The sequence below is a fragment of the Mycobacterium sp. MAA66 genome (genome assembly GCF_041261665.1).
Classification (GTDB): domain Bacteria; phylum Actinomycetota; class Actinomycetes; order Mycobacteriales; family Mycobacteriaceae; genus Mycobacterium.
Map to the genome: position 1 here is coordinate 37412 of NZ_JBGCCC010000006.1, position 21232 is coordinate 58643.

Below are 21232 nucleotides of genomic sequence, written 5' to 3' on the forward strand. Positions count from 1 at the left end.
CGGAGTCGGCAGTCGGGTAACGATGACCGGCGGGAACTGACCTGGCGCAAATGGCTTTAGGCCTGGCTACCGGCAGGTCGATCGGCCCGTCGTCGGCTAGGGCCTAGTAGTCGAAATCTGTTGTGCCATTGGCGGTGCTGTACGAGATGTACATGACGTTGTTCTTGAAGGGCACCGCACCGCTGTTCGTCGGGTCGCCCTCGGTGGTGTCGATCGTTGGGGCGTTGGTCGAGTTGGTGGTGTAGGAGTACAGCACTTCGCCGGAGGAGTTGTCGACCGTGATCTTGATGCCGTTGTCGATCGTGTAGGTGCCGGCGGTATCGGTGTACTGGCCGCTGCTGAGATCGCTCAACGGAATGGTGCCGTAGACGCCGCCGGAGTCGAGCAGCAAGTCGCTGGTGTTCGTGGTGTTGGTGGCGCTGGGGCTGCCGCCGCTGACGGTCACGGTGGCCGAGGTGTTGGGTGAGCCGGAGGTCGATGCGCGGACGGGCAGGGTGTTGGGACCGAACACCAGTGTTCCGTCGGCCTCGTCGATCTCCACGCCGTCCTTGAGTTCGCCGGGCAGGTCCGAGGTGATGATGCTCGGGCCGGGACCGACCGCGTTCGATCCGATGCCGAGCACACCGACCACACCGTCGGCCGAGATGAAGCTCTCGAAAGCGCTCGTCGACGATCCGGCCTGGACGACGTCGACGGTGGCGTTGCTCGCGACGACACCACTGCCGAGGTTGACCGTGGTACCGCCCAACTCGCTGTAGGTGTAGGTCAGCCCGCCGCTGTAGGCGCTGGTTCCGGTGGTGAGGCCGGTCAGGTCGACGGTCCCGGTACCGACGTATTCCTCGGGGATCACCAGGCCGGACGAGCCGGTGTCGACCAGAACTTTCTCTTCCGGGCCGCCGTCAACCGAGATCTCGATGATGGGTTCGGTGCCTTCGTACATGGTCAGCGGGACGTATCCGTACACCCGGCCGTCCTGCGTGGCCTGGGAGACGATGGCGTTCGCGGCTGCGGCGGCGCTGGATGCGCCGACCAATCCCATTGCTGGAGTGATGGTTTCGAAGGTACCCATCATGTCCTGGGCGATCGAGGGGAGCATCTCGTCGGCGTTGAGCAGCAGCTTGGTCGCCCAACCGACGAGCGTGTTCTCGGTGTTGGCGTACAGGCTCAGCATGCCGGGGTTGGTGGCCTGCCATTCGCTCAGTGCCCACTTGGCGACAGCCAGCCAGGTTTCCGGGGCCAGCGATGCGATGCCGGCCAGGATGTTGCCCTTGCCCCAGGTGTCGGCGCTCAGCGTCCCCTGGGCCTGCGAGATCTCCGACAGTGCGGTGCTCACCGACGAGCCGACGGTGGCGCCGTCGCCGAGCTGCAACTCACCGCTGGTGGACGAGCTGCTGGCGCTGGCGGCGGCGCCGGTGGCCTTGTTGACCAGCGACTCGACGTCGGCGGACACGGTGTTGAGGTCCTTCGAGAGCGTTTCGCTGGTGTTCTGGATCGCGGTCTTGAACGTCGACTCGGTGTCCCTGGCAGCCACGCTGAGGGCTTGGCCCATGGCGGCGAACACCGACAGCAGCGCCGAGACCCCTGGGCTGTTCGATGCGGACGAGGCCACCGCGCCCGCGGAGGTGGCAGCGGCAGGTGTCTGGGCGGTGGCCGCAGCGGCAGTCGGTGTCGTGGAGACGGCGGCGGCCGCGGCGCTGGTTGGGGTAGTGCTTGCGATAGCGGGGGAGGGCTTCTGCTCGTGACGTTTGGCCGAGTCCGGCGAAGTGTTGGGCTGGGGCGTGGCGGCCGCCGCGACCTGCTGGATATGCGCAGGCAGTCCCGATGCCGGTGCCGCGGCGTCGTGTTGATGCGACTTGTGGGATGTTGTCGCCGAACTCTTGTTGCTGGTGGCAGCAGAACTGCCGGCGGCGCTCTTGCTGCTGTCGGTGTGGTGCGTCGCTTGCGAAGTGTCCGAGGAAGGGTGGGCGCTGGCTACGGCGGCGCCGCTGATTAGCGCCGCGCCCACCCCGACGGTTGTCGCGCCGGCCTTCAGCAAGGTCGAAACCGTCAACATGCGACGTGGTTTGTGATGCTGTCCGCCAGCCATGTGGAACTCCTCGGATGTAGCCGCTGCCTGACCCCTTGAGCCGGAGCCCGAAGTACTTTCCCTGACGACATCACTCAGGCAGCACTATTTAGGCACAAGTTGAGGAGTTTGGTAGGCCCACGGACCTGGCTTGCAGGTGATTCCCAGCGGCTCTGGATGTATGGGTGTTCTTTATCGAATTCCTATGCAGGAGCTGTCATTCCGGCACTGTTGTCGGATGGGTTGGAGCTGGATTCAAACCAACGCTGTCATCGGACGGAGATCGCCGGTCGGGCCTCGCGCGCGATCTGTTCGGCATCGTACGTGTTCAAATGCAATCCGTCGTAGATCTCGACGATCCGTGCGGCCTGCGGACCCGGTGCCAAATCCATTGAACGATAAAGTAACCCGGCCTCCCTGGCGCCGTCGCGGACTTGACGATTCCGATTGATGCGCAGCGCGTCGTAACGCCGCAGTCGTTCCGGAATATCTACGCGCGCAGCATCTTCCAGTAGTACGGCCAGGGTGATGGCGTCTTCGACGGCCTGGTTGGCGCCCTGACCCAGGTGCGGGGTGACGGCGTGCGCGGAATCGCCCAGCAGTGTCATGTGATCGGTCGACCAGCTCGGCAACGGCTCGCGGTCGTAGATGCCCCAGCGAAATGTGGAGTCCATAGCGCTGATCACTCGCTGCACCGTGGGCGCCCAGCCGTCGTAGGCAGCGGCGAATGTCGCGATATCGCCGGGGGCACTCCAGGATTCCTCGACATCCAGATCGGTCGGGACGAACGCGACCACGTTGAGCAGCGCGCCGTCGGATACCGGAAACGTCAGGAAACTCTGTCCGGGCCCCACCCACATCGACATCCGTCGCATGTCGTAGATGCCGGCCAGCCGCTCGGCCGGGATCAGCCCTCGATAGGCCATGATGCCTTCGCTGACGGGTGCGCTCTTGGCGCCGACCAGACCCTGCACCACCGAGTGGATGCCATCCGCGCCTACCAGAAGGTCGGCTCGGGCACGAGAGCCGTCGGCGAGCTCGATCTGCACGCCGTCCGCGTTCTCGGTGGCTCCGACGATGCCGCGGCCGAGCTGTACGGTGCCCGAGGGCAGGGCGTCGAAGAGCAGCCGTTGGAACTGAGCTCGGTGCAGCGGGTACGTGTGGTCGGCCGGGTACGGCGCCTGCCATCCCGCGAGCGGCTCGTCCTGCCGGGTCTGCATGGTCCAGCCGGAGATCTTGCCGGCGATCGTGGCAAGCTCGTCACGCAGGCCGAGCCGTTGGTAGATCCGCTCGGCGTTGGCCCCGATCACGACGCCGGCGCCCAATTCCTTGAGTTCGTGTGCCTTCTCGTACACGGTGACGCTGGCGCCGTGCTGTTGCAGTGCGATGGCGGCGGTCAGCCCGCCGATGCCCGCTCCGGCGATGGCGATCTTCAATCCGGTCATTGTCCCAACCTTTCTTGGTAGTTGCAGACACCAGGGTTGTCCGTTCGCCGGGGGCCAACCAGGACGCGGTTTTCCTGGGAGTGCCGCACCCTGGCTCTACGATGTCGCTGTGGCCGTCAACGGGCTGGGTGAGTTCCTGCGCGCGCACCGCGAAGCGGTGCAGCCCACCGGTGATCGGCGGCGCAGTCGAACCCCGGGTTTGCGTCGTGAAGAAGTGGCGGTGCGCGCGGCGATCAGCACCGACTATTACACCCGGCTGGAACAAGGGCGCGAACGTAATCCGTCGCCGCAGGTGCTCGATGCGTTGGCGGCCGCTCTCGAGCTCTCACCGGCCGAAGCGAGCTACCTGTACAGCCTGGCGGGGCCGCTCACGGGTGCCCCGGCCGACGTGCCGCCCAATGAGTTCCTGGTGTTGGCGATGCAATCCTGGTCATACGGACCGGCCTACATCGTGAACCACCGCAGCGACGTACTGGCGGTAAACGCGTTGGCCCAAGACATCTTTCGACAATTCGAGGTTGCGGACAACATCCTGCGGATGCTGTTCCTCGATCCGGCGGCCAAGCTGCGTTGGGTCGATTGGGAGGCGTTCGCGACGTTCTTCGTCGGTGGTATCCGCCGGATCATCGGACCGGTCATGGACGCTGCCACCACGGCACTGATTGCCGAGGTATCCGCCGCCAGTTCGGAATTCGGGCCGATGTGGGACAGACAGGCAATGGATGTCCCCGACCAGAAAGCCAAGACCTTCCGCCACGAGGATCTCGGCGACCTGAAGCTCGATTTCGAGTTGTTGAAGGCTTACGACACCCCGAGCCAGGTGCTGGTGGTGCACCGGATGGCCGGGGTGTCGTGAGGACCGGTAAGTCGGCTGCCGGCGACCGCCTCGGCGTTACCGGTCCGCCGGCGCGTAGAGCCCGATGGTCTGCGTCTTGCCCTTGAGTGGGACGGACGGCCGGGCGACTGTGCGAGCGCGAGTCGAGGGGCTCAGTAGGGCACGGGTATTGGCGCTGAGCAGGATAGTGTCGCCGGTCTGACGGGTCGCCGACTCCACACGAGCTGCGACATTGACTGGATCGCCGATGACGGTGAAGTCGAATCGTCCTGCACCGCCGAGGTTTCCGGCCACCACCGGGCCCGAGTTCAGGCCGATCCCGACGTCGGGATCATCGCGACGGTTGTGCAGTGTGGCGGCGATGTCCAGTGCCGCGGCCAGGGCACGATCGGCGTGGTCGGTGCACCGTTGCGGCACACCGAAAACCGCGAGCAGACCGTCGCCGATGAACTTGTCGACGTGCCCACCGTGCGCTGCGATGATCGGCACCACGGTGGCGAACAACCGGTTGAGCATGGCGATCACCTCCCGCGCGGAGCGCTGTTCGGAGTACCCGGTGAAGCCACGGACATCCATGAACAGCGCCGTGATCTCGACTTCCACGCCCTCGGTCAGTTGGTCGCCCGCGCTGGCCAGGATGTGGTCGACGATCGTCGGGTCGACGTAGGTGCCAAAGGCGGCGCGGATCCGTTCCCGCTCCTGGAGGCCGTCGATCATCGAGTTGAACGACACTGCCAGTGAACCGATCTCGTCGGAGCTGGTGACAGGAATCTGAACGGCCAGATCACCCTCGCCGACACGGCCGGCGGCACGGATCAGATCGCGCACCGGCTCGGTGACCGAGCGGGTGGCCAGCAGCAGGAGCGGTCCGGTGATGCTGATCGATATTGCTATCGACAAGCCGATGCCGATGGCCAACGATGGAATGGTGTGCGGCCCGACGACGCCGGCTACCAGGGTGCCGGCGATGACCGCGATCATCGGGATGGTGGCGAACATCCGATAGGCCAGGCTGATGGGCACTCGCACCGGCTGATTGAAATCTTTGACGTGCGTGCTGATGTCGGCCAGCACCGGCCGCATGAGCTGCTCGGTGACCAGGGATCGCAGCATGAGTCCGTAGAACCTGAACAGCATGGCACCAGGGATGAACAGCAACAGGGCCGCGGCCGGAAGGTGCTGCAACCGCATCAACACGGCGATCCAAGACAAGTTCAAGGCGGCCACCAGCGTCAGTGCCACTGGGCGCAGGACCGGGGCCAGGGGGACTTCGGCGGCGGTCCGCCACATCTCGGCGGCGTCGCACCGGTCGGTGTCGTCGAACCATTGCTCCAGAGCCTGCAACTTCGGCGCTATCGCCTGGTATGCCAGCAGGTCGTCGATCAGATAGATGGCCAGCGCGATGGCTGTCAGGATCAGCACTTCGGAGCGGGTCAGGCCGGGTGTGAACAGACGGATCAATTGCGGGCCGACCACCGCCAGCAGCACAGAAAACACCGTGTAGAAGAGCAGCAATTCACGACGGAGCAACCGGATGCCGCCACGGGTGTACGGGACGATCATGAGCCGAAGGATGAACAGATTCGTGGGCGGCTCGACAGTGCTCACGACATTTCCCGATCAGGCCCGCTGTACTGCCGCGTTGCGCATAGGCGCCATCCTGCCGCGAGTGTGCGAGGTTGTGGGCGACACGCCGTAAGTCCGAGCATTTCTGCATCGCCGTCCGAGTGCGCATCAGCTGTGCGCACCCGGACTGACGCGGCTCCGTCCGCTCAGACCAGCGAGCGCAGTTCCTCGATCAGCTTGACCCGCTCGGCGGTGTCGGCGCCGAACGGGACCACGTTGAGGACCGTCACGCCCGCCTCGCGGAAGGCAGCGATCCGCTCCTTGACGAACTCCCGGCTGCCGATCAACGACATATCCCGAACCAGGTCATCCGGAACGACTTTCGCCGCGCCGTCCTTGTCGCCCGCCAGGTACAGCTCCTGGATCCGGTCGGCTTCGGCGCCATAGCCGTACTTGGTGGCGACGTTGTGGTAGAAGTTCTTGCCCTTGGCGCCCATACCGCCGATGTACAGCGCCACATGGGGTTTGATGAACTCCCGCATGTGCTCGACGTTGTCGCCGATGGCCAGCGCAGGTCCGGCGTAGATATCCATCGGGGGCAACGACGCATCGCGTCTGGCGTATCCGGCTGCCAGGGCGTCGCCCCAGACGTCGTTGGCCTTCTCGGGTACGTAGAAGATCGGCTGCCAACCCTCGGCGATCTCGGCGGCCAGTTCCACGTTCTTGGGTCCGAGCGCGGCCAGGAGGACCGGAATGCGTTCACGCAGAGGGTGATTGATCAGCTTCAGTGGCTTGCCCAGGCCGGTGCCCTGTCCGGCCGGAAGTGGGATGGTGTAGTTCTTGCCCTGGTATTCCAGCCGCTCGCGGCGCCACACCTGGCGGCAGATCTCGACGACCTCGCGGGTGCGTCCGATCGGGTTGTCGTAGGGCACTCCGTGGAAGCCCTCGATGACCTGGGGCCCGGAGGCTCCCAGTCCGAGGATGTACCGGCCGTCGGACACGTAGTCCAGGCCGGCCGCCGTCATCGCGGTCAACGTGGGCGTGCGGGTATAGAGCTGCAGGATGCCCGATGCCAGCTGCACGCGCGAGGTCATGGCGGCCAGGTAGCCCAACGCGCTGATCGCGTCGAACGAATAGGCTTCGGGGACGAAAACGACGTCCAGCCCGGCCTTTTCGAGGTCGGCGACCTCCGCGGCGACCTCTTTGAAACCGCCGGCGTAGTTGATGCCCAGACCGATCTTCATGGTCACTTCACCTGTCCGGCGATCGCTTCGGCGGCCTCGGCCTGAATCTGTGGGAACTGGGCGGCCATGGCCTCGGACAGTGCCTGGGCGCCCGACAGCGGACGGACCATCACCATGAAGTCGTCGATCAGACCATCGGAGTCGACGTGGATGAAGTCGCAGCCGGTGATCTTCTTGCCGGCCACGTAGGTCTCGAATACCAGTGCACTGTTGCCGTTTTCGGGGTCGTTGATCTCGCGGATGTAGCGGAAGTCCTCGAAGACCCGCATGACACCGCGCAGGATCGCGGCGGTGATGGGCTTGCCAGGGTAGGGCTTGAACGCCACCGGGCTGGTGAAAACCACGTCCTCGGCAAGACAGGCCGCCATGGCCGCGGTGTCTTGGGCCTCGACGGCCTTACGGAATGCGTGCATCGCGGGACCTAACATAGTCAACTAGGTGAATGGGTAGTGCCGACGCTAGCGCCCGACTCAAGATATGTCCATATGTGACTAATCACTTTGTTGACTATAGGATCGCGGGATGGCTCTACGCGATGCCGTCATGGCGGCCCTCCTCGACAGCGAGGCGTCGGGCTATGACCTCGCCAAAGGGTTCGATGGATCCGTCGCGAACTACTGGGCGGCCACGCCCCAGCAGTTGTATCGCGAACTCGACCGACTGGCCGCCGAGGGATTGATCGTCGCGCGGGTGGTCGAACAGGAGCGGCGCCCCAACAAGCGCGTCTACAACCTGACCGACGAAGGGCGCGCCGCCGTCCGAGATTTCACCGAGGCGCCGCCCCGGCCTTCAGTCATGCGGGACGAGTTATTGGTGAAGGTGGCAGCAGTCGAAGGCGGCAGTCCCGACTCGGTGTGCGCGGCCATCGATGAGCAAGTCCGGCGGTCGACGGACAAACTCGAACGCTACGAACGGCTGCGGGCTCGCCTCCTCGACGGCCGCAGCGAAGAGGAGTTCCTTGCCGATGCGCCGCGGGTGGGCCCGTATCTGACGCTGCTGCGCGGTATCTCCTTCGAGGAGGAGAACATTCGCTGGGGGCGCCGGGCATCGGCGGCGATCACCGCGCGGACGCACCGGCGTCCCTGACTTGGTTATCGGCACGCCGTGGACAAGCACTCCTGCGTATCGGTCCACGCCGGATAGTCGGTGTACCCGACCGGTCCGGGCGTGTAGTGCGACGACCCATCGGACTGTGCCAGCTGAGCGCCTATCGAAAAGCGTTCAGGCAGATCAGGATTGGCGATGAAAGGGCGGCCGAAAGCCACCAGGTCGACCGCCCGGGTTGATAGCAGTCGATTACCGCGGTCCTGGGTCATGCCGACGTTGGCGATCAGCGTGCCCCGATACAGCTTCCGGAAGTGCTCGAACATACCGTCGCCCGCAAGCCCGGCCAACGGGCCTGCGCTGAGGTCGGCCATCGCGCCCATCAACAACCAGTGCGCCAGCCGATAGTCGTTCAGCCGGGACGCGATGTACTCACTGCTCGCCAATGTGTCCGCAGTGGAGACGAATTCGCCACGCTCTGCCCACGCCGGCCCGGCCTTCACGCCGACCCGTCCGATGTCGACCTGCGCGCCCACGGCATCGAGGATCTCGAAGAGTATCCGAGCCCGGTTCGTAATCGACCCGCCGTACGCATCGGTGCGGGTGTTGGTCCGGGGGTTGAGGAACTGGCCGATGAGGTAGTTGAAGCCGGCCTGCACCTGTACGCCGTCGAATCCGGCGCGCTTGGCATTCGCCGCCGCGGCGGCGAAATCGGAAACAGTGGCGCGAATATCGGCCGACGTCATGGCCTGCGGTGTCACCGTCGGTTGGCTGCCCGATGGGGTGGGTGAGCTCAGCCCGGGATTGACTGCCGACGGTGCCAATGGCGCTCGGCCATCGAAGAAATCGGGATGTGACGCCGATCCGGTGTGCCACAGCTGGGCGAAGATGACACCGCCGGCTTCATGCACGGCCTCGGTGACCGTCGACCACGCGCGCACCTGGTCATCGGTGAAAAGCCCTGGCACGTCGTGCCATCCGACAGCATCACGGCTGACCCAGATGCCCTCACTGATGATCAGCCCGGCCGAGGCACGTTGGGCGTAGTAGCGGGCGTGCAGTTCGGTCGGTTCCAGTACCGGATTGGTGGCTCGGCTGCGGGTCAGCGGCGCCATCACCACACGGTTGGCGAGCTGCAGATCGCCCATGCGGTAGGGCTCGAGCAATGGCTGGCTCATGTTCATGCCTCCTGCGGGAACTGTGAGTGGGCGGCCAGAAAGAGCGTGTAGGGGTTGCCGCGGCCGGGGAAGGCGGCGGTCATGGCATCGATCACCGCGCCGGGCGAGGTCGATTCGGCGACCGCAGCTTCGAAAGCCTTGATGTATTCGCGTGATTCGGCGAGCTGCCGGACCGCGTCGTTGTCCGGGGCGGAAGGATCCTGATGGCCGGCGATGATGGTGGTGGGGTGCAACTCGGCCACTGCATCGATGGTGCGCAGCCAGGCGTGCCGGCTTTGGGGTGTGGAGTTCCACAGCCACATGTGGATGCCGTTGTACACCGCGTCGCCCGCCACCACGAGCTCGAGTTCCGGGACATGTACCACCGTGCCGAGCGTGCCGTCGGCATCGCCCACGGCCAGGAGCCGTACCGCGTGGCCCTCGAGCTCGATCACCGCCGGACCGATGCGGGGGATGGCCGCGCGGCGATCGAACCGGTCACCGAACCAGTCGAGCCAGTTCTGCAGAACCGGTGGCTCCAGGTGTGCTGCGGCTTCCTCGATGACTGCCTCGTCGAGCGCAACCAGCTGCGCATCCGGGAACGCTGCCAGCACCGGGCCCGCGCCGAAGAAATGATCGCCGTGACCGTGGGTGATCACGACGTGGGTGACGTTCTTGCCGAGCCCGCGGATCCACGAGACCAGTTGGTGGCCTTCATCGATGGTCATCAACGCATCGATCAGGACAGCCTCGCGATCGCCGGAGACCAGGGTGGCCGTGGACGCAGGCCACGTCGCGGGAGCCGGGCCATCCCAGCCGGGCCCGCTGTTCACCGGCAGGTAGCCGCTGTTGAAGACATTCACCGAGAGAGTCATGGTCAGGACCAACTGCTCGACCGGGCGAGTTTGTGCCCGGATTCGGGCCGGCAGGGTGACCGCGATGGTCCTGGTATTCGCGGGGACAGACTGAGCCCTGGGGTCGGCGGATGGCGGGACGCTGCCAGTTCGTCACCACGGCCTCTTAGGGTTGTACGAACAGCGCGAACGGAAGGACCGTTGATGACCACTCGATTCCGCCCGACACCCGTGGTGGTGGCCCTCGCGGCGGTGCTGGCGCTGTCGGGTTGCACACAGGTCGTCAACGGTGCAGGGCAACGGGTGTCGAATGCCTCGGCTGGTCTGTCGGCCTGCACCAAGGTCGACGCTCCGTTGAAAGACGTCAACACGCACAGCACCACGGAGCCGAAGCTTCGGGTGCCGCAACCAACCGACTGGGAGACGGTCCCGAAGATGACCCGGGGACTCATTCGGTTCGTCATGACGAACCCTCGCTTGACGGGCAACATGTTCGCCTCCAATGTCGTTGTCACACTGGAGAAAACGAACTATTTCGACGCGCAGACGATCTTCGCCGACCAGCGCAAGCTGTTGATCAGACGCGGCAAGGTCTCCGGACTCAACTCGCAGCTGTCCACGGTATGCGGATTGCCGGCCGATCTGATCAGCTTCCGCGGGCCGCGCATGCTGGGCCGGGGGCAACGCGCGGTGACGACCCTGGCCGTCGTGGCCCCGGTGGGGAACAAGCAATACCTGGTGACGGCGACGGCGCAGACGGCAGATCCCGACAATGCGGTCTATCGCAAGGACATCAAGACGATTTTCGACGGTTTGCAGGTGTCGGCTCCCAGCACGTGAGCCAGCTCTAGGATCGCGTGATGACCACACATCGGGGCGTGCGCTCCGTCGGCGCACTGCTGCTGGTCGCGACGACGTTGTGCGGGTGCAGCTCGAATGTGATCGCGGGCGAGGCGACCGCCGTCGACGCCCGACCGGCACCCGGCGGAGGCGTCGGCACCCCGACCGCATGCGCCCACGTCGACGCCCAACTGGCCGACATCCCGTCGCAGAACGATGCCGAACCGCAGCTGCGCGTGCCGCAGCCCGCCGGCTGGGTGCGCGACGACACGTTGGACAGTGCACTGATCCGCTACCGGATGGTCAACAATGCGCTGGCGGCGAACGCGTTTCCGGCGAATATCGTTGTGGCCCTTATTCATATCAAGCCGATCGAACCGCAGGGCGAGTTCGACAAGCAAGAGCAGAGCCTGCGCGCTCTGCCGAGTACCACGAATCTGGTGACCAGCAGGGGCAAACAGTGCGGGCTGCCCGCGGCGACGCTGACGTTCAATCAGCCGGCGGTGATGCCCGGTGGCCAGCTACGCCAGTCGAAGGTGCGATCCATGGTCGTCGGCACCGGCGGCCAGGAGTATCTGGTGACCGCGACGGTGCAGAGCGCAGCTCCCGACAACCCGACCTACCAGCAAGATGCGCAGCTCATGCTCGATGGGTTGCAGGTGTCGACGCCGGGGTTGTGAACCCGCGCAGTTCCTCATCACCCGGACCGGCAAATTTGGCACACTGAAGATCATGCGAATCATCCGGACGGTTGTGGTGCCAGCGGCTGTGTTGATGGCGGTCGGGTCGCTGGCCGTTCCGACGGCGTGGGCCGATGACCCAGCCGGGCCATACGTCGTCACCTGGAGCGATGGAACCCCGCCCACCACATGGACTTTCACTCCGTGTGGTGACGGCTGCCTGCACGTGGTGGGCAGCAAGGGCTGGAAGACCGATGCGCACCTGATCGACGGGCAATGGGTGATGAATCCGGTGCAGAATGTCGTCAAGTGCACCAACGGTCGGAGCAAATCGATGACTGCCAAGGCGTCGTTCGACCCGGCGACCCTGGCCGGCACCGGCACGCTCACCTACAGCGTCGGATGCCCGGGTGATCCGCAGGGCGGCAAGACCCTGCAGTTCACTCTCGCTCCTGCTCCACCGCCGGCCCCGAACGCCTGACGCGCACACCGTGGTGTTTGCCAGGGCGATGAACGTCCCTGGTCGGTATTGCTGACTCATCTAACCAATCCGTTGACTCAGCAAACATACTGTGGGTACTGTTGGTGACAGTACATCCGTTGGCGACCGTTGTGCATTGCCGCAGGCTGAGGGGAAGCTGCGGAGTAATCCCAGTTAAGGATGGCACTTCCGATCGCCTCTAACAGGGGAGCGGCGATGACGTCGGTATGTGCAAAGACAACTGCAGCTAACTATCAAAAATCGGCTATCGCTGTAATGGCGGCTCTGGCGACTGTCGGAGCGAGCGCGGTCGTGGTTAGCCCGATCCATTCGGGCAGCCTGCCTGGGGCGACCACCGTCCAGATCAGGCTGACGACGGCCGAGTCGGCGTTCCAGACCGCGGTCAGTCAGTTCGAGCAGGCCGCGGCCAATGCCGCCAATCCCGCGATGTGGGTGGCTGACATCGGAAAAATTGTGGCCGCCGTAGGCACCGACCTGAATACGTTTGTCGGATCGGTCGCCTTCCACACCATCATGCAGCCGATCATTTGGCCGGCCATGCTCATCACCGAGAACCTCCAGGGAATGATCCAAGAGCCGTCGATCATTCCGGGCGTCCTGCAGAACTACTTCACCACCCTGATTGCCGCTGTCGGGGGAGGGGCCACCGGTGTCGTCCAGGACGTGGTGACGCTGGTCAAAAGCCTGCTGTCGCTGGGTTCGGTGATCGCAACGCCCGCGGCGGCGCTGAAGCCGGCGGCCACGTCGAACGTGGTCGCCAATGCCGCGGCCATCACGCCGTCGTCGATCATCACGCAGATCGTCGACTTCGTGAACTCGGCGTTGAACTCGGCGCTGAACACCTTCCAGGTAGTCCGAACCAATGCCGACCTCGGGCTCATCGCCGTCGACGGTGGGCTCTACCAGGGCGCGACGACGGCCGGTACGACGGTCACCAACTCCCTGACCAAACTGCTGGGGCCGGTGGCCGGCGCTCAGCCGGTCAAAGCGGTTCTCACCGCGGTGAATACGTTCTTCGAGAACGTGGTGGTGCCGCCCACCGGTCTGGAGGGCCTCAGCGGTGCATTCGGACTTCCGCCTCTGGCGATTCCGATCAACCTCTTCCGGATGGCCACGGCGCCGGTCAATGCGCTGTCGCTGGCGGTGCAGGCCTTCGTCGCAAGCTTGCAGGGTAAGTCGGCAACCTCGTCGGCTGCGGTGAAGAACTCCATTGCCGCGGTACCCAAGACGAATCCCAAGAACACCACGTTGACGCTCAAGCCGCCGGCGTCGACGCCGGACAACTCCAAGCCAGTTGGCAAGACAACGAAGTCGAACAAGCCCGTCAAGGCCGACACTTCGGACGCCAAGACCGATTCGAAGACCAACGGCAGCAAGGGATCCCACGACACCCATGCAGCGCGCCACCCCGCGGCGGGAACCGGTCACGCCGGCGGCCACGGCAGCAAGTAGGGCCGTTAGGTGTTGGGCCGTTGGTCGACTGCCTGCGTTGTCGGAGTGCCGCCGATGAAGCTGTCCCAACGCTGACGCACCGGGCCCCACCTGTCGTCGATGGCGGCCGCCCGCTGCCGGGCCCGTTCCAGCTTCTCCGGGGAGTACCGCTTGCGCGCCCACGGCGAGGTCGGACGCGCAAGCCGGATCGCGCCGAACCAGGTGACCGGGCCGAAGAACAGTCCGATCAGCGCCGTCGGGTACTTGCCCTTCAGTGCGGTGATCACCACAAACGCCAGGTGGATGCCGAGCCAGGTTGTCGCGACGACCCGGGCCGCCGTCGATACGTCGGCCAGGCGATCCAGCTTGACCGGTGAGATACCCACGGCGGCCAGTCCCACACAGCCCGCCGCCAGCGTCACCACGTTCAGTGAGAGCTGGCCTTCCTGCGACCAGTACACGTCCTGTAGCCGGAACAACATGGCGAACTCGTCGAGCACCAACGAGGCACCGATGCCGACGAAGACACCGGACACGTAGATCCACACGGTCTGCGGTGGTGACCCGACGGCCATGAACGCACCCAGGATCAGGATCAGCACACCCGGGGTGGAGTGGTGCATATGTACGCCACCGTTGTCGATGTCGTGAAACGGCCCTTTGCCGGCCCGGATCATCCGGGTGATGGTCCGGGTAGAGATGAAGGTCACGATGAACGCGGTGAAACTGAGCAGCAGCGGGCCTTTGTAGCCGTATACGACCTCGTCGTGCCACCAGATGTTGAGCCAACTCATGAAGCGATGCTAGGTGCGTGATCGGGTACGGTCGGCCGCTCGCAGAACTCTCACAGTACGCAGACAGCCGACCTTGCCCAAGCGCCTGAGGCAGGTGGGGTCTACCAGTTAGGTTGGGGCGACAAGGTTTGACGAGACGTCCTGTAGGAGGGTCATGCTGCGCCGTGTCGCGAGGTTCTCAGTTGCGCTGACCGCCGTTGCGGCTGTGGCCGCGTGCGGTGGGCACCCGCAATCCAGCCCGTCGTCACCCGGGGGCAGTACCACGACAACGACGACCCAAAAGCCCCCGCCGCCGATCATTGATCCGGCGCATCTGCAGCCCGGCAAGTATCCGACCACACCGCGCCCTGCGTTGGGCCCGGCAGGCGATCCGGCGCTCGGCGCCACGATCGACGCGCACCGGTTGGCCGGGTACGTGGCAGGACCGTGGGCGGTGGATTCGAAGCTGACACAACCATTTATGTCGCCGGTCCTGGTCATCGACAAGGCCGATGTGCTCGGCCAGTTGGGCCCGGGTGCGGTGGCTGACGCAGCTGGTCGGCACAACTTCGTCGATGGTTTCGCCTCGACCAGGGATTCTGCCGACAAAGTGGTTCTGGTCAACGCGGTCCTGCAGTTCGCCGGTCCGGATGACGCAACCAAAGCGGCCGCCGACATGAACACCGCGGCGACGGCGACCCAGATCAGGGGAGGCGTGCCGAAACCCGTTGCCGTACCTGGTCATCCGGAAACCCTGGCCTCGACCTATCAGGTCGAGGCGGGCGGGGAGCAACGAGCCAGCATCAGGTCATTCACCGCACACGGTCCGCTGGTGCTGATGCAGTTCGCCCAAGATCCTCGTGGTTTGGATCCGACGAATGCCTTGGTGGCCAAGAGTATTGACACACAGCTACCGCTCTTGGACGGATTCAAGCCGGTTGACCCGGGGGCGCTGGCGCAGGTTCCGATCGATCCGACCGGGCTGCTTGCCATGACGCTGCTGACCGACGCCAGCTCGCCGACGAAGAACGCCGTCTACTCCGGCGACGGGGCCCTGCATTTTCAGGTCGACCCGATCGCATCGGCCAAGACCTTCAAGGACAACGGGATCACCGAAGTGGCCCTGGGCGTGACCAACGTGTTCCAGGCCAAGGATCCGTGGTCCGCGGTCGACGTGGTCAACACCTTCGCCAAGGAGGTCGGTGCGGGTGCGCAACCGGCCGACGCGGTGCCCGGCCTGCCGCTGAGCAAGTGCGTGTCGATGGCAGAGGGCAAGCAGTCCTACTGTGTTGCACCGGCGGGCAATTACGCGATTGAGGCGCACGGCAAAGATCTGCAGGATGTGCACGAACAGGTTGCCGCGCAATACATTCTGTTGACCGCCAAGCGCTAGCTGCGGGCTGAACCCGACAGCTGCTGGCCGTTGGCGGCCTGCAGGACGCAGATCACGGTGCTGGGCAACGTCGTGTAGCCGGTACGGTCCATGTTGGAGTCGATGAGGTAGGTCGAGGTGTAGCGCCCATGCTGGTGGGTGTATTGCGCCAGCCCGTCGGCGCAGCGTCCGTCGGCGACACCGGCGATGGCGTCGTTGACGGCAACGTTGGTGCGTAGGAACACCTCGGCGGCATGCGGTACCTGGCAATCGGTCAGCTGAACCTCGACGATGCTGGGGTCGCTGGGCGGCGGTCCGACGAGGCAGTCACCGACCTTCAGGTCGACCCACTTGGCCTGTCGGAACATCGTCGGAGGAAGCGGGATGAGCGGAATCGGTTTGGGGCCCGGGGAACTGGTGTCTGGGATGGTGCTCTCCGGGGTCGACGACGTCGTGATACCGGAGGCCGTCGGCGTCGGTTGGGTGGATCCGCACGAGCTGAGCAGCAAGGCTGCGGCTGACCCGATGATGATGGGAGCTAACCGTTGCATACCCCTAAGGATAGGTGGTTTGGGCTGCGCGCTACATCTTCCGTAGCGGCCGAGATAGGGACTGTCTACTGCGTCATCTTTGGTAGATGTCCGACAACACCCGGGTGAGCGCACCGGCCGGATCAGGGGGCATCGCCTCGGTCCGCCATGCGATGAAGGCATCGGGCCGCATCAGTAGGGCGCCGTCCGACCCGAGGCTGGTTGCGGCCGCCCAGCGATCCGCTGGAATCACATGCACAGCAACCTCTTTGGGAGCAGAATTGGCCCAACGTCCGGTGGCGTCGGCGGTCAGCAGGGCAAAGCCGGGGCCGGCAAGGTCGAGAGTGGATAGCCCGCCCTGCAGCCAGACGTGCGGTACCCGCGTGCCGGGCTGCCCACGCAGTTCGGACACCAGCTCGGGGAGTTCTCCGGTGGGCGGGTCATCGGAAATGACTGCCGCCGAACGGTATCGATAGCCGGCAAGCATGGCGAACAAAGGCTGTTCCTCATCGGCCTCGAGCCCGGTGTACGAGCCGATGTCCAGGAAGGCCAGTGGCGGTCCGGCCAATGACTGCCGGCAGCTGAATGCCCCGATCGGATGGCGCTCGTCGTGATAGGTGTCCAGTAATGCCGAGCCGGCTTGCCCCTGCAGCACCGCGGCCAGTTTCCAGGCCAGGTTGTCCGCGCTCTGGATGGCCACGTTGGCACCTCCGGCTTTGAAGGGCGGCATGGCATGGGCGGCGTCGCCGACGAAGAAGGTTCGGTCGTGCCGGAACGTTTCGGTGACGCGCTCATACGGCTGCCACGACGTGATCTCGATGATCTCGATGTCGATTGGTTCGCCCACCGCGGCGAGCAGTAATTCGCGGCACCGCCCTTCGGTGAACTCATCGACAGACTGTCCGCGCTGTGGAAAATAGGTGGTGACAAACACGCACAGGTCGCCGTCGGCGGGCACGAAAATCCCGTCCACCGCAGCATTTTTCACCTGCACGCTCGATCCGTCGCCCAGGTGCGGGACGAACTGCAGCCAGGGACCGCGGAAGTAGACGAACACCACGTAGATCGGGAGGGCATCGCACCCGGTGGTGCCGATGCCGAGGCTCTTGCGGATCGGACTGTGCACACCATCGGCGGCTACGAGGTAGTCGGCGTGCACTGCGGTGCTCTGCCCGGACTCGCTGTCCCGCAGCACCGCGTCCACCCCGTCAGCGTCCTGCCGCACTGCCACCAGTTCGGTGCCGTACCTGACCTGGCTGCCGTAGTTTCTGATGTGCCGCAACAGCATCGGCTCCAGTCTGCTCTGCGGGCAATACTGAACCACCGGCTCCGGGCTCAGGCCGTCGAGCCCGCCGAAGACCGCCTTGATATCGAGGGCCGGCAATTCTTCGGCGCTGTTGAGCGTCGGTTTGCAGATCATGTCCGGCAAGTCGGCACCGACGGCGTGAATCTCGTCGGACAGACCCAGCCCACGCAGTATTTCCAGCGATCGGAAGCTCAGATTGCGGGCCTTGGGATAGCGGAAGACTTCCCGGCGCTTCTCCACTACCAGTGACTTGACGCCGTGCTTGGACAGCACGGCTGCGGCCGTCAGTCCGGCGGCACCCGCGCCCACGATCAGCACCGGAGTATCCATGACTCCTCCAATTGAACGGAACTAATAAGTTCCGTTCAACGGTCGCACGATCTCGGCGACGATGCAAGGCCTGGATTACCGAGGGGCGGTCGCGAGCGGCAACACGAGGTCATCCAGCACCCGCCGCACGTAGATCCGGTCGACCGGTCGGCCCGAGATCATGCGCAGAACGTTGAGCCCGAGGACGGCATCGGGCACCAGTGACAGATCGAGTTCGGACGAGATCTCGCCGCGAGCGACCGCGCGATCCAACACAGATCGCAGCACCTGACGCGGCACGCTCAGCACCAGGTCGTCGAGCGCGGCGGACAGCACCGGATCGCGCATGGCCGCGGTGGCCACCCCGATCACCACGCGAAACATGTTGAGCTCATTGTCGTTGTAGTCGCGCACCGCTTCCACCAGCGCGTCCAGGTCGCCGCGCAAGGAGCCGGTGTCAGGGGTAGTCGACGGGCCCAGTGAGCGTCGCCAGTGCGCGATGGCTTCGGCGACCACTTCGCCCTTGGACGACCACCGCCGGTAGATCGCGGCCTTTCCGACACCGGCGCGGGCCGCCAGATCATCCATGGTCATCCGGTCGTAGCCCAGCTCGGCAACCGCTGCCAGCGCCGCGTCCAGGATGGCACCCTCCAGGGACGGGTCCCAACGACCCGCGGCGCGCTTAGGTCCTCGACCGGTCGGCATGGTGACTCCTGCAAGAGCGGAACAATTCGGTTCCGTAACTGTACTGGTGCCGAGCGGGGGAACGGCGGATACCATCGCGGTAACAGCGACACCAGGAGGCCGGCATGTCCGAATACACCGTCGGTGACTACCTGCTGGATCGGTTGGCCGAACTCGGTGTCACTGAAATATTCGGAGTGCCAGGCGATTTCAACTTGGAATTACTCGACCACGTGATTGCCCATCCGGATATTCGCTGGGTTGGCAGCGCCAACGAGCTCAATGCCGGTTACGCCGCCGACGGATATGGCCGTCTGCGGGGGATGGCTGCCCTGATCACCACCTTCGGCGTCGGTGAGTTGTCCGCAACCAACGCCATTGCCGGCAGCTATGCCGAACATGTCCCGGTGGTGCACGTCGTCGGAGCCCCATCGATGGACACCCAGGGCGCACGGCGCGTCGTGCACCACTCCCTGGGCGACGGCGACTTCGAGCACTTCCTTCGCATCGCTCGCGAAATCACCTGCGCTCAAGCGAAACTGGTACCGGCCACCGCGACCCGGGAGATCGACCGAGTGCTCTCGGAGGTCAGGGAACGCAAACTACCCGGCTACCTGATGCTGGCCACCGACGTGGCCCGCTTTCCCGTCGAGCCGCCGACCGTGCCGCTGCCGCGGTACGCCAGCGGCACCAGCCCCCGCGCACTGGCGCTGTTCACCGAGGCTGCCGCGCGATTGATCGGTACCCACCAATTGACCGTCCTGGCAGACCTTTTGGTGCACCGATTGGAGGCCGTTCCCGAGCTTGAGGCGCTACTGGCCGCCGATGTGGTGCCACACGCGACCTTGATGTGGGGCAAGAGCCTGGTCGACGAAAGTGCACAGGAGTTCCTGGGTATCTACGCGGGGGCCTCCAGCGATGAGTCAGTCCGCCGGGCCATCGAGGAGGCGCCGGTTCTGGTCACTGCGGGCGTGCAGTTCACCGACATGGTCAGTGCGTCGTTCACCCAGCAGATCGACCCGGCGCGCACCATCGACATCGGCGCGAACCAGAGCGTCGTGGCCGGGGAGGTCTTTGCGCCCCTTGATATGTCGGCGGCGCTGGTCGCCTTGACCGGCATCCTCTCGGCGCGATCCACCCGGTCTGCCGCAGTCCCGCAGCCCGCCCCCGTGCCGCCCGGCCCCGCCGGTGATCCCGGCCAACCGCTCACTCAGAAGGCCCTGTGGGACAAGGTGTGTGGGGCATTGACACCGGGCAACATCGTGCTCGCCGAGCAAGGCACGTCCTACTACGGCATGGCCCGACACCGGTTGCCGGCCGGGGTGACGTTCATCGGCCAGCCGTTGTGGGCGTCCATCGGGTACACCTTGCCGGCGGCGCTGGGAGCCGGCTTGGCGCACCGGGACCGACGGCCGGTGCTGTTGATCGGCGATGGCGCCGCTCAGTTGACCATCCAGGAACTTGGCCAGTTCGGAAGGGAAGGTGTGCCCGCTGTGGTGATTCTGGTGAACAACGACGGCTACACCGTCGAACGTGCCATCCACGGGCCGACCGCACCGTACAACGACATCGTCGGCTGGCAGTGGCGGGACGTCCCCGCCGTCCTCGGCGTGCGAAACCCGTTGTCCTACCGCGCGACAACCGGCGGCGAGCTGGATACCGCGCTGGCCGAAGCGGCCGCGCATCCGGACGACATGGTGTTCATCGAAGCCGTGGTGACGGCATTGGACGTGCCGCCATTGTTGGAGGAACTCGCCGAGGCGATCGCGAAGGCGAACGCGAACCAGGTCACCTAGCGCCGAGGTATGCATCGGCCCAGGCGCCGATGATCCGGCCGGCTCGTTTGGCCTGCCCCGGGCCGGTGAGCAGATGCTCCGATCCCTCCAACGACACGAAACTCCTTGGGTGCCGGGCGGTCACGAAGATCTGGCTGGCGTTCTCGATGCCCACCGTGTTGTCGGTGGGGGAGTGCAGGATCAGCAGTGGCAGTTTGAGGCTGTGGATCTTGTCGTGCAGCTTGGCCGCCCGGACGTCCTCGACGAAGTCCCGTTTGAGGGTGAGTTCGCGCCCGCCGACCATCCATTGAGCACTGCCATTGGCCATCACACAATCGAGAACGTCGTCGTACTGTTTCTCGACGTGCGACGGGTCGATGGGCGCACCGACGGTCACCACTGCACGCACTCCCGGTGCCTGGCGGGCGCCGGCGAGCACCGAGGCGCCGCCGAACGAGTGACCTACCAACAGAGCCGGCGGAGTGCCGCGCTCGGCCATGAACTTGCACGCCTCGATGACGTCATTGGTCTTGTGGGTGAACGAGCCGTCGCCCCAGTGGCCTTCCGAGTCGCCCAGCCCGATGGCATCGAAGCGCAGCATCCCGATGCCGTCGGCGGCAAGTTGTTTGCAGATGCGTGCGGCGGCGGGGGAGTCCTTCCCCAGAGTGAATCCGTGTGAGAAGACTCCCCATCCGCGCGGGATCCCCTCGGGCAGATCGATGAGCCCAGCCAGCATGGGCCCGGTGGAACTGGGGAACCTGACGCGTTCTGCCATGGGGGAGGTTTATCACGCGGACCTAGTTCGGTGACGTGGATGTGG

Annotated in this window: 20 protein-coding genes; 8 read left to right on the forward strand and 12 right to left on the reverse strand. The window is 65.1% G+C overall.

Annotated features, from left to right (window positions below):
- Positions 1–103: 103 nt before the first annotated feature.
- The gene (locus ABIA30_RS17935) at positions 104–2053 is read right to left on the reverse strand and encodes a PecA family PE domain-processing aspartic protease (protein WP_370067774.1); all 1950 of its coding nucleotides are present in this window, start codon (positions 2051–2053) and stop codon (positions 104–106) included.
- Positions 2054–2334: 281 nt separating this feature from the next.
- Positions 2335–3510, reverse strand: coding sequence for an FAD-dependent monooxygenase (locus ABIA30_RS17940; RefSeq protein ID WP_370067776.1), 1176 nt, complete (start codon positions 3508–3510; stop codon positions 2335–2337).
- Positions 3511–3619: 109 nt separating this feature from the next.
- Here ABIA30_RS17940 and ABIA30_RS17945 point away from each other — a divergent pair, with 109 nt between their 5' ends.
- Positions 3620–4366 (forward strand): helix-turn-helix transcriptional regulator, encoded by a 747-nt coding sequence (locus tag ABIA30_RS17945; protein ID WP_370067778.1) that lies wholly within the window; start codon positions 3620–3622, stop codon positions 4364–4366.
- A gap of 36 nt (positions 4367–4402) precedes the next feature.
- Here ABIA30_RS17945 and ABIA30_RS17950 read toward each other — a convergent pair whose 3' ends face one another.
- From ABIA30_RS17950 to ABIA30_RS17960, 3 genes are all read right to left on the reverse strand, one after another.
- A complete protein-coding gene (locus ABIA30_RS17950) occupies positions 4403–5953 on the reverse strand; it encodes an adenylate/guanylate cyclase domain-containing protein (protein WP_370067780.1) in 1551 nt (516 codons plus the stop codon).
- 164 nt (positions 5954–6117) lie between these two features.
- A complete protein-coding gene (locus ABIA30_RS17955) occupies positions 6118–7155 on the reverse strand; it encodes an LLM class F420-dependent oxidoreductase (RefSeq protein ID WP_370067782.1) in 1038 nt (345 codons plus the stop codon).
- A 2-nt stretch (positions 7156–7157) separates the two neighbouring features.
- The gene (locus ABIA30_RS17960) at positions 7158–7568 is read right to left on the reverse strand and encodes a nuclear transport factor 2 family protein (protein WP_370067784.1); all 411 of its coding nucleotides are present in this window, start codon (positions 7566–7568) and stop codon (positions 7158–7160) included.
- Positions 7569–7677: 109 nt separating this feature from the next.
- Between ABIA30_RS17960 and ABIA30_RS17965 the strand changes: the two genes are divergently transcribed.
- Positions 7678–8241 (forward strand): PadR family transcriptional regulator, encoded by a 564-nt coding sequence (locus ABIA30_RS17965; RefSeq protein ID WP_370067786.1) that lies wholly within the window; start codon positions 7678–7680, stop codon positions 8239–8241.
- Between the two features lie 5 nt (positions 8242–8246).
- Here the strand turns inward: ABIA30_RS17965 and ABIA30_RS17970 are convergent, their stop codons facing one another.
- On the reverse strand, positions 8247–9377 hold the full coding sequence (locus ABIA30_RS17970) for an alkene reductase (protein WP_370067788.1): 1131 nt from the start codon (positions 9375–9377) through the stop codon (positions 8247–8249).
- A gap of 2 nt (positions 9378–9379) precedes the next feature.
- Positions 9380–10231: an MBL fold metallo-hydrolase gene (locus ABIA30_RS17975; RefSeq protein ID WP_370067790.1), complete on the reverse strand. Its 852-nt coding sequence runs from the start codon at positions 10229–10231 to the stop codon at positions 9380–9382.
- Between the two features lie 183 nt (positions 10232–10414).
- On the opposite strand from ABIA30_RS17975, the gene ABIA30_RS17980 reads away from it, so the two are divergent.
- The 4 genes from ABIA30_RS17980 to ABIA30_RS17995 all read left to right on the forward strand — a co-directional run bounded on the left by ABIA30_RS17980 (position 10415) and on the right by ABIA30_RS17995 (position 13684).
- Positions 10415–11050, forward strand: coding sequence for an LpqN/LpqT family lipoprotein (locus ABIA30_RS17980; protein ID WP_370067792.1), 636 nt, complete (start codon positions 10415–10417; stop codon positions 11048–11050).
- A gap of 20 nt (positions 11051–11070) precedes the next feature.
- Positions 11071–11730, forward strand: a complete 660-nt coding sequence (locus ABIA30_RS17985) for a hypothetical protein (protein WP_370067794.1) — start codon at positions 11071–11073, stop codon at positions 11728–11730.
- A gap of 52 nt (positions 11731–11782) precedes the next feature.
- Positions 11783–12211 (forward strand): hypothetical protein, encoded by a 429-nt coding sequence (locus ABIA30_RS17990; protein ID WP_370067796.1) that lies wholly within the window; start codon positions 11783–11785, stop codon positions 12209–12211.
- Positions 12212–12523: 312 nt separating this feature from the next.
- Complete coding sequence (locus tag ABIA30_RS17995) at positions 12524–13684, forward strand: hypothetical protein (protein ID WP_370067798.1); 1161 nt, start codon at positions 12524–12526, stop codon at positions 13682–13684.
- Between the two features lie 5 nt (positions 13685–13689).
- Here the strand turns inward: ABIA30_RS17995 and ABIA30_RS18000 are convergent, their stop codons facing one another.
- Positions 13690–14457 carry a hypothetical protein gene (locus ABIA30_RS18000; RefSeq protein ID WP_370067800.1) on the reverse strand — a complete coding sequence of 256 codons (768 nt, stop codon included), beginning with the start codon at positions 14455–14457 and terminating at the stop codon, positions 13690–13692.
- A gap of 154 nt (positions 14458–14611) precedes the next feature.
- Here ABIA30_RS18000 and ABIA30_RS18005 point away from each other — a divergent pair, with 154 nt between their 5' ends.
- On the forward strand, positions 14612–15829 hold the full coding sequence (locus ABIA30_RS18005; RefSeq protein ID WP_370067802.1) for a hypothetical protein: 1218 nt from the start codon (positions 14612–14614) through the stop codon (positions 15827–15829).
- On the opposite strand, the gene ABIA30_RS18010 is transcribed toward ABIA30_RS18005, so the two are convergent.
- The 3 genes from ABIA30_RS18010 to ABIA30_RS18020 form a co-directional block, all read right to left on the reverse strand.
- Positions 15826–16359, reverse strand: coding sequence for a hypothetical protein (locus ABIA30_RS18010; protein ID WP_370067804.1), 534 nt, complete (start codon positions 16357–16359; stop codon positions 15826–15828). The genes ABIA30_RS18005 and ABIA30_RS18010 overlap by 4 nt on opposite strands.
- A 73-nt stretch (positions 16360–16432) precedes the next feature.
- Complete coding sequence (locus ABIA30_RS18015; RefSeq protein ID WP_370067806.1) at positions 16433–17974, reverse strand: FAD-dependent monooxygenase; 1542 nt, start codon at positions 17972–17974, stop codon at positions 16433–16435.
- A gap of 75 nt (positions 17975–18049) precedes the next feature.
- Complete coding sequence (locus ABIA30_RS18020; protein WP_370067808.1) at positions 18050–18658, reverse strand: TetR/AcrR family transcriptional regulator; 609 nt, start codon at positions 18656–18658, stop codon at positions 18050–18052.
- 104 nt (positions 18659–18762) lie between these two features.
- Between ABIA30_RS18020 and ABIA30_RS18025 the strand changes: the two genes are divergently transcribed.
- On the forward strand, positions 18763–20433 hold the full coding sequence (locus ABIA30_RS18025; protein ID WP_370067810.1) for an alpha-keto acid decarboxylase family protein: 1671 nt from the start codon (positions 18763–18765) through the stop codon (positions 20431–20433).
- Here the strand turns inward: ABIA30_RS18025 and ABIA30_RS18030 are convergent.
- Positions 20426–21187 (reverse strand): alpha/beta hydrolase family protein, encoded by a 762-nt coding sequence (locus ABIA30_RS18030; protein ID WP_370067812.1) that lies wholly within the window; start codon positions 21185–21187, stop codon positions 20426–20428. The genes ABIA30_RS18025 and ABIA30_RS18030 overlap by 8 nt on opposite strands.
- Positions 21188–21232 lie beyond the last annotated feature (45 nt).